The sequence below is a fragment of the Citrobacter sp. MGH110 genome (genome assembly GCF_001037515.1).
GTDB lineage: Bacteria > Pseudomonadota > Gammaproteobacteria > Enterobacterales > Enterobacteriaceae > Citrobacter > Citrobacter portucalensis.
Window position 1 is genome coordinate 1 of record NZ_KQ089836.1, and the last position, 6,878, is coordinate 6,878.

The following is a 6,878-nucleotide window of genomic DNA, read 5'->3' on the forward strand; positions in this document are numbered from 1 at the left end:
ATCAGAACCCGCTCGAAGCTGGCCATCAGTTTTTCCCGCTGGCCGGGAGGCAGATCGGCCTCCGCAAACGACAGGACGCCGGAGGTGTATTTCTTCACGTAAGGCGACGCGTCAATCAGCTCCCGGACTTCGTCCGGCTTCCCCTGCAGGACGCTGGCGCCTTCACGCTGCCGGCCTTTACCCAGCAGATAGTCCACCGGACCGGCGCCACCGCCGCGACCGCGTGGATGAAATTTAACGATCATCGTCCGTTCCTTTCTCAAGAACGGCGTGCCGCAGCCGCTCAAGCCCGGCATCGATGGCCATCAGCGCCGCCACAATCTGTACCCTGTCATGGCCGGTGCCGCCGCCGGCGTTAACACGGCGGGCTATCTGGTTCAGGTTATTGCCCATGCCGGCAAGCTGGCGCAGCAGCGCCGGCGAGATAGAGGGGAGCTTTCCGGTGCGCGCAGGCTTTTCGTCCAGGCAGGTCTGCCGCATCCACGCCGCCAGCTGCCTGCCGTCACAGCGCTCAAGCAGCCGGCGGTGCTCGTCCTCCGTCACCCACATGGTGAGCATCTTGTTCCGTTTCTCTGACAAACCGACCTCCTGATAACGCCGGGCCGACCGGGAAAGCCTTTCCCGGTCGGCCCGGGGTTGGACAAGCCGCAGGCGCGTCAGGCTGTTGGCGGGTTTCGGGGCGCAGCCCTGAACCAGTCACGTAGCGCTAGCGGAGTGTATACTGGCTTACTATGTTGGCACGGATGAGGGTGTCAGTGAAGTGCTTCATGTGGCAGGAGGAAAAAGGCGGCACCGGTGCGTCAGCAGAATATGTGATACAGGATATATTCCGCTTCCTCGCTCACTGACTCGCTACGCTCGGTCGTTCGGCTGCGGCGAGCGGTGCGGGCTTACTGGCGGGGCGGAAATTTCCTGGAAGATGCCAGGAAGAAACTTAACAGGGAAGCGAGAAGGCCACGGCGAAGCCGTTTTTCCATAGGCTCCGCCCCCCTGACAAGCATCACGAAATCTGACGCTCAAATCAGTGGTGGCGAAACCCGACAGGACTTAAAGATACCAGGCGTTTCCCCCTGGTGGCTCCCTCGTGCGCTCTCCTGTTCCTGCCTTTCGGTTTACCGGTGTCACTCCGCTGTTATGGCCGCGGTTTCTCATTCCACGCCTGACACTCGGTTCCGGGAAGGCAGTTCGCTCCAAGCTGGACTGTATGCACGAACCCCCCGTTCAGTCCGACTGCTACGCCTTATCCGGTAACTATCGTCTTGAGTCCAACCCGGAAAGACACGACAAAGCGCCACTGGCAGCAGCCATTGGTAACAGGATCAGCAAGAGATATGTTGAGAGTACTTGAAGTGATGACCAAACTGCGGCTACACTGAAGGAACAGATTTGGTGACATGTCTCTTGCTTAGACTGTTACCAGGTTCAGGAACTTGCCGGTTTACTGAACCTTCGAAAAACCACCTTGCCGGGTGGTTTTTTCGTTTACAGAGCAAGAGATTACGACGATCGTTAAAGGATCTCAAGAAGATCCTTTACTGATTGCGACCATCACCACTCCCCATACTCACTCCGGTAACAGTGGAAGACGGTGAAACAGCACCACCACCAGTATCCCTGACATTGTTGACTTGGCATGCTGTAAGCAGCATTATTCCAAGTAAAATGGCACAAATAATAATTTTTTTCATAAACAATCCTTTATTATAATTTTATTGGTGTACTGCAAATGAAAACATATAACAAAACCGACGAAGGGAACAAAGTAGCAAAAAAAATGCTTTATTTCCTACTGTTTGCAATACTTCCTTTTCTATGGATTTTTTTCACATATATTAATAATCCCGAGTCAACAACTCTTAATGTCATAGCATCCAGCACTAGCAACCTCCCAGCAGTGTTATCAGCCAACAATCCATTATTAAGTAAGGTAATGGATGTATATACAAAAACAGCCCCACTATTTGCTTTTATATTATTCCTATCATCAGTCAAAGGGATGCACATAAGAAGTGACAAAAAAACCACAGTGCTATTAACAAACCTCATTCTATATTGTGTATTTTGCTTAATCTTCACTTATGTTTTTTTATTCTGCAATATTGAATTAACGACATCTGGAAGATTACTTAGAATAATGTCTAGCAATGTTGTTACATTATCAATTTTCTATATAACTTTATATAGTGGTATTTATATACTATTATCTATGCTATTTTGGTTTTCAATCGGCGTGTGCAAAATATTAAAAGAGAGGTGGTAACCACCTCTCACCCATTATCAACGAATAAAATTAGTCACTTCGTCGTTTATTTTTTCAGCCACTTCAGCATCAATAAGAGATGCGAGATAACTGATAGTGATTATCCCACCAATCATAGCGACTGTAGCAGGAAGAGACCCTGCAACCAGAAATGTAGAGACAATACCGCCAAAAATCCCAAGAGCAACAGCAGAGGCCATACCACTGAGCACCCAGGACTCAACCTCCAGCATCAGCGGCCTCCAGTTCCCGGTTTCATACCCCTCAATGCTCTTCTCCCGGACCTTCTCAACCTTCATCACCACGTCGGCGACTTTAAAAGCCTTGCTGAGATTACCCAGTTTATTCGCCATATCCTGGGCATCAACATGTTTCCAGGCATTTACCAGTGCTTCCCTGTCCTCCTGATTAATTTTCATGGAAGGATTGGCTGTGATTTTATTCAGCGATGCCATTGCGTCATCGAAGCTACGGAGACTCCGCCCCTGGAAGTTTTTAATATTGTCCGCAATATCTTTCGCGATCGACTTATATTTATCTCCAAGATGCTCGCCGATTTTATCTCCCATACCAGCAATCAGTTCACTGGTTTTTTCAAGCACCTCCCGCTCATCTTTGGCTTTTTCCGCAACTTCCATAGCCTGACGCTGACGTTCGGCTTCTTCTGCCTGGCGCTGGCGCGCTTTTTCTGCCGCCTCAGCAGCAGCCCTGAGTGCGGCTTCCGCCTGTAACCGCTGTGCTGTGGCAGCTGAAAGTGCTGCATCAGCCGCACTCTTTTCGTTCCGGGCATTCTGCAGGATATTATTAGCCTGAGACAATTGGGCATTCAGACCATCACGGTTAGCCACTGCAGCATTAATTTCATTCTGTTTGGTATCAACATCATTTTGAGCGCGAATCAGGCCACTTCGCATATTAAAATGAATCCGGCTACGAATAGGATCATTGATAAATTTAAGCGTATCCTGGACACGCTGGTTAGCGGCTTCAAGCTCATTTTTCAGGGGCGTCATTTCAGCCTGTTTCTGAGTTATAACCTGATTTGCAGCACTGACAGCGCCGCTGAGATTATTAACATTGAGTTGTGCTGTATTAATCGCTGCCTGTGCGGCCTCCACCCGCTTACCTGCATCAAACTCAGCTTTACTCTTTCCTGATGCGATGGCACGGGCTTCCTCTTCAGCCAGAGCGCGGGCATTTGCTTCCGCTCTGGCACGGTCGGCAGCCTCCTGCCGAATTCTCATCCCCTCGTTATAGGATGCCGTAAGCTGAGGTACTTCCCGGGGAACTTTCACAGTCCAGGTACGCTCGTTCCCGTTTTTCCCGCCGCCGCCAGAAGTACGTTCCTCACGAATCTCCGTCATAACCTTGCCATTACTGAGCCAGTAGCCCGGTGGCAGGTTTCCTGACTGTACCATCAGATAATTTTCCACAGCAGTCTGAACAGGAGATTTCCCGTCATTCTGACCTGCCGGCGAAACAGGATTATTGACCAGGGAATTTAAAACCCGTGTAAACCCTCTGCCGTAAGGAACCATCGATGAATTATCAGCGGTCATCACAGTTCCGTTCATGGTCGGTTGGCCTGCAGCATTGATGATGACTTTTCCCCACGGGGTATTATACGAATCCCCTGGTTTCATTACCGTCACAGACTCATTACCTACGTTAGAAGAATCTCCACGATCGTGCCCACCACTATTTCCATGGCTACCACCACCCGGCTCTGGACCACTCCCACGTTCTGAGCTCCAGCCGGTTCCATCACCTTTTCCACCATAATTAAATCCAGGCATAATCTTTCCTCTTTTTATTTTTGTTTTATGAGAAATCTGGTGTGCGGTTTATTGCTGAGCGGCTACCTACCGCCACGCTGTTATAAGTGCTCTGCCACACCAATAACTGTATATATTCACATGTGTTTATATACAGTAAAGTGATACTACGCTCGGCAGTTCCATGCTGTCAACATGGTTTTTAGTTATTAATCACGAAGGGAAATGATTTACTATATTTACTCAATGAGACACTAACAGGACAACGTCACTTTATGGCATGGCACACTATTCAGGACACACTAAAATTAACGGGAAAATCCCGTTCACAGCTGTACCGTGATATGGCTAACGGCCTCGTCAGTTACCGCTCAGGAAAAAACAATCGCCGTGAATTTGAAACCAGTGAACTGATCAGGGCATATGGAGAATTAAAACAAAATGAGACACCTGAAAGACACACTCAGGGACAGGAAGAAAAACCACATAGTCAGCAGACAGAACGCATTTTCCAAGAACTGAATGAAATGAAACAATGCCTGACGCTGATGCTTGAGGACAAACAGGCACAGGATACAGAACGTCGGCGTCAGGAAGCAGAACGGGAACAGCTACAGAATGAGATCGAGCAGCTCAGACAGGCACTGGAGCAGGAGAAAAAACGGGGATTCTGGGCCAGACTGTTCAGCCGGTGAACATTGGCTGAAACTGATGATAAGATAGGCTACGGATATATAAATCACTGAGTATTAAGTTTAAAAACAAGGATAGTCTCATGAGACGACCTGGACGCCCGCTGTACCTCACCACTCTGCTGGCAGCAGCGATAACCCTCGCAACATCAGCCTGCACTCCAAAAGACAGTCTTGAACGCCATACTAGGCATTATGTGTATGCTTCAGATGACAGATCTGATCCTAATTTTTATACCAACAAAGCCGACACCACGCGGATGATGATTCCGTTCTTCAGGCAGTTCCGGGATTTGGGAGAGAAGGACAGGGCAGCTGGCATATCAAAGGAAGCTGCACAGCAACGTGCCAAAGAATTTCACTCAGAGAAATTCCTCGAGTCTCTCCAGGGTACAACTACTTTTGCAGGCAGAAAATACACCAACAGTCGCATGCCATCGCCTGAAAAACTCAGGCTGCTGGCAGATACCATTTCCACTGTTTATCTTGATGGTTACGAAGGAAGAAAGTAACGATCATATTTAGGTGATTTACCATAACATCCGTTGCCCGCACCGCTGAAACGGGGTTGGCTGCGTTTCCGGTGCCAGACGCGAGAAAGTGGCGACAGACATAACGAAAAAACACCAGAAACGCAGCCGCTGGATATTACACTGATGCATAGTCATGCAGCCAGATGCATGCCGCGTAAAGTCACACTAAAATCAGCGCGAACGCCTTAAAAACAGGAAAGTGCTTCTCCAGCCAGTCCCAGATCTCCAGCGCCATGTACAGGCAGTTCAGCACCGTCTCAATCACGTTAAACAGTCTCATAATCCCTCCGTTGTATACGCTGTGATGTTTCCATCACGACCGTATTTAGCGGGAAATTTATGAGCCCTTCTTCTTGGGGTTTGTCACGGGCCGTCAGCCCAGCGTTGGGCCACGGTAGGTTTTCTGCGGCTGGTGCTCCAGCTCCAGTGTTTTCTGATACTCATGCTCCCTGTGCCGGAGCTCGATGGCATTCAGCTCCCGGACAAGCGGCGCAGCTGCTCGCTTAAACTCAGCACCTGCGTGCTCAAGTCCGACACGCGTTCGTTCAGCATCGCGTTCTCCCGTTGCATAAGACCACACATGCTCTGCCATTCCGCGAAGGCGCTCTCCCATTCGTCCAGCCTTTGCGAGTAGTCCTGCTGTAGCTGCTCTAATGCGCTCAGCAACTGCTTTTCCAGCTCTGTCATTTTCCGCTACTCCTGTTTCAGGCGGATCCATGTCGTCCCGTCGTAAGGGATGGCTTCGGTTTGCATCCCCGGCGGCAGGATAAGAAACCTCCGGCCGTCGCTGCTCTCCTGATAGCGCACTCCCCACGTCCGGGCGGTCATTTTCGCCAGGGTATCTTCCTGCTGACGAAGATGCGTGTAATTGTCGGTTATCTGCTGCCCCTGCCACCACAGTATGCTCCCGCTCGTGCCGATCAGCAGCGCTGACACCATCAGGATGGTGAGCCATGTCCGCCCGGCAGTCCGCAGTAAGCTCCGCCGGTTTTTCTCCATCGCCTCGCTCATACTCTGCTCGTGGGCGAGGATGGCGTCGCTGATTCTCCTCGCGCTTGCGCTCAGTTCCGCTCTGACAGACTGCTCGTGCTCGCTGAATGCGGCTTTCAGCATCTCGCCGGTACTCTGCTGCTGCGCTTTCGATTGCTGCTCTAAGTCCTTCGCCAGCGTTAAAAGACTGCTCATAGATGGCTCCCTTCAGTCGGATGTTTCGCCCCCCGTCCGGGTCGGCAATGCTGATACTGCTTTTCGTGGTGCGTACCACCTCAAAACCTGACCGTTCCAGCGCCTCAGTGACGTCCTGACGGGTTTTCAGCTCCCCGGACGAAGCAAGGATCAGCAGTCCGCGCGTGATGGCTTCTGCGGCCTCCTGCTTCGTTTTCGGCAGTCCGGACGGCGTGACCAGCGCCCGGCGGTTTTCCGGCGCGTTCGGGTCGTGCAGCCCCAGTCTGCCGTTCACGATGGTCTGCCAGGCATCGATACGCGGCCGGTCGGCGAGGTCGTAGTACGGCTGGAGCCGCCTGCCGGTCAGCAGCTCGGTATTGGGGATCAGAAAGTTCAGCTCCAGACGCCCCTTGTCCGCGTGCTCCACCCACAGAATGCTGTACTGATCTTTATC

General features: G+C 51.0%; 9 protein-coding genes and 2 pseudogenes. 5 read left to right on the forward strand and 6 right to left on the reverse strand.

The genetic code is table 11. The annotated features are described in order from the left end of the window. Together SK38_RS23310 and SK38_RS23315 are read right to left on the reverse strand one after the other, a co-directional pair. Nucleotides 1–245 (reverse strand): annotated as a pseudogene (locus SK38_RS23310) (plasmid mobilization relaxase MbeA); the annotation flags it as partial. Next, entirely contained in the window at nt 235–579 is a 345-nt protein-coding gene (locus tag SK38_RS23315; RefSeq protein ID WP_032623643.1) for a MobC family plasmid mobilization relaxosome protein, read from the reverse strand. The gene SK38_RS23315 and the pseudogene SK38_RS23310, both read right to left, overlap by 11 nt. Nucleotides 580–1,204: 625 nt before the next feature. On the opposite strand from SK38_RS23315, the gene SK38_RS25350 reads away from it, so the two are divergent. Continuing rightward, nucleotides 1,205–1,348, forward strand: coding sequence for a replication initiation protein (locus SK38_RS25350; RefSeq protein ID WP_082196963.1), 144 nt, complete (start codon nt 1,205–1,207; stop codon nt 1,346–1,348). Nucleotides 1,349–1,532: 184 nt separating this feature from the next. Here the strand turns inward: SK38_RS25350 and csl are convergent, their stop codons facing one another. Beyond that, complete coding sequence (gene csl / locus SK38_RS24630; RefSeq protein ID WP_075553086.1) at nt 1,533–1,688, reverse strand: colicin S4 system lysis protein; 156 nt, start codon at nt 1,686–1,688, stop codon at nt 1,533–1,535. Nucleotides 1,689–1,774: 86 nt separating this feature from the next. On the opposite strand from csl, the gene cui reads away from it, so the two are divergent. Then, entirely contained in the window at nt 1,775–2,260 is a 486-nt protein-coding gene (gene cui, locus SK38_RS25450; RefSeq protein WP_442854890.1) for a colicin immunity protein Cui, read from the forward strand. A gap of 17 nt (nt 2,261–2,277) precedes the next feature. Here cui and SK38_RS23320 read toward each other — a convergent pair whose 3' ends face one another. Beyond that, nucleotides 2,278–4,056, reverse strand: coding sequence for a colicin-like pore-forming protein (locus SK38_RS23320; protein ID WP_048237136.1), 1,779 nt, complete (start codon nt 4,054–4,056; stop codon nt 2,278–2,280). A gap of 254 nt (nt 4,057–4,310) precedes the next feature. Here SK38_RS23320 and SK38_RS23325 point away from each other — a divergent pair, with 254 nt between their 5' ends. Together SK38_RS23325 and SK38_RS23330 are read left to right on the forward strand one after the other, a co-directional pair. Further along, entirely contained in the window at nt 4,311–4,730 is a 420-nt protein-coding gene (locus SK38_RS23325) for a hypothetical protein (protein WP_008323638.1), read from the forward strand. Nucleotides 4,731–4,810: 80 nt separating this feature from the next. Beyond that, nucleotides 4,811–5,239, forward strand: a complete 429-nt coding sequence (locus tag SK38_RS23330; protein ID WP_048237137.1) for an Exc2 family lipoprotein — start codon at nt 4,811–4,813, stop codon at nt 5,237–5,239. A 492-nt stretch (nt 5,240–5,731) separates the two neighbouring features. Here the strand turns inward: SK38_RS23330 and SK38_RS25065 are convergent, their stop codons facing one another. Both SK38_RS25065 and SK38_RS25070 read right to left on the reverse strand, forming a co-directional pair. Then, entirely contained in the window at nt 5,732–5,947 is a 216-nt protein-coding gene (locus SK38_RS25065; protein WP_046275712.1) for an MbeD family mobilization/exclusion protein, read from the reverse strand. A gap of 6 nt (nt 5,948–5,953) precedes the next feature. Further along, nucleotides 5,954–6,445 carry an MbeB family mobilization protein gene (locus SK38_RS25070; protein ID WP_048237138.1) on the reverse strand — a complete coding sequence of 164 codons (492 nt, stop codon included), beginning with the start codon at nt 6,443–6,445 and terminating at the stop codon, nt 5,954–5,956. 184 nt (nt 6,446–6,629) lie between these two features. On the opposite strand from SK38_RS25070, the pseudogene SK38_RS25455 reads away from it, so the two are divergent. Further along, nucleotides 6,630–6,878: pseudogene (locus SK38_RS25455) on the forward strand (hypothetical protein); the annotation flags it as partial.

Bases quoted from the DNA above. Each gene is read 5' to 3' on its own strand.
- cui (WP_442854890.1), top strand. From the start codon at position 1,775: ATGCTTTATTTCCTACTGTTTGCAATACTTCCTTTTCTATGGATTTTT.
- SK38_RS25350 (WP_082196963.1), top strand. From the start codon at position 1,205: ATGCACGAACCCCCCGTTCAGTCCGACTGCTACGCCTTATCCGGTAAC.
- SK38_RS23320 (WP_048237136.1), bottom strand. From the start codon at position 4,056: ATGCCTGGATTTAATTATGGTGGAAAAGGTGATGGAACCGGCTGGAGC.
- csl (WP_075553086.1), bottom strand. From the start codon at position 1,688: ATGAAAAAAATTATTATTTGTGCCATTTTACTTGGAATAATGCTGCTT.
- SK38_RS23325 (WP_008323638.1), top strand. From the start codon at position 4,311: ATGGCATGGCACACTATTCAGGACACACTAAAATTAACGGGAAAATCC.
- SK38_RS23330 (WP_048237137.1), top strand. From the start codon at position 4,811: ATGAGACGACCTGGACGCCCGCTGTACCTCACCACTCTGCTGGCAGCA.
- SK38_RS25065 (WP_046275712.1), bottom strand. From the start codon at position 5,947: ATGACAGAGCTGGAAAAGCAGTTGCTGAGCGCATTAGAGCAGCTACAG.
- SK38_RS25070 (WP_048237138.1), bottom strand. From the start codon at position 6,445: ATGAGCAGTCTTTTAACGCTGGCGAAGGACTTAGAGCAGCAATCGAAA.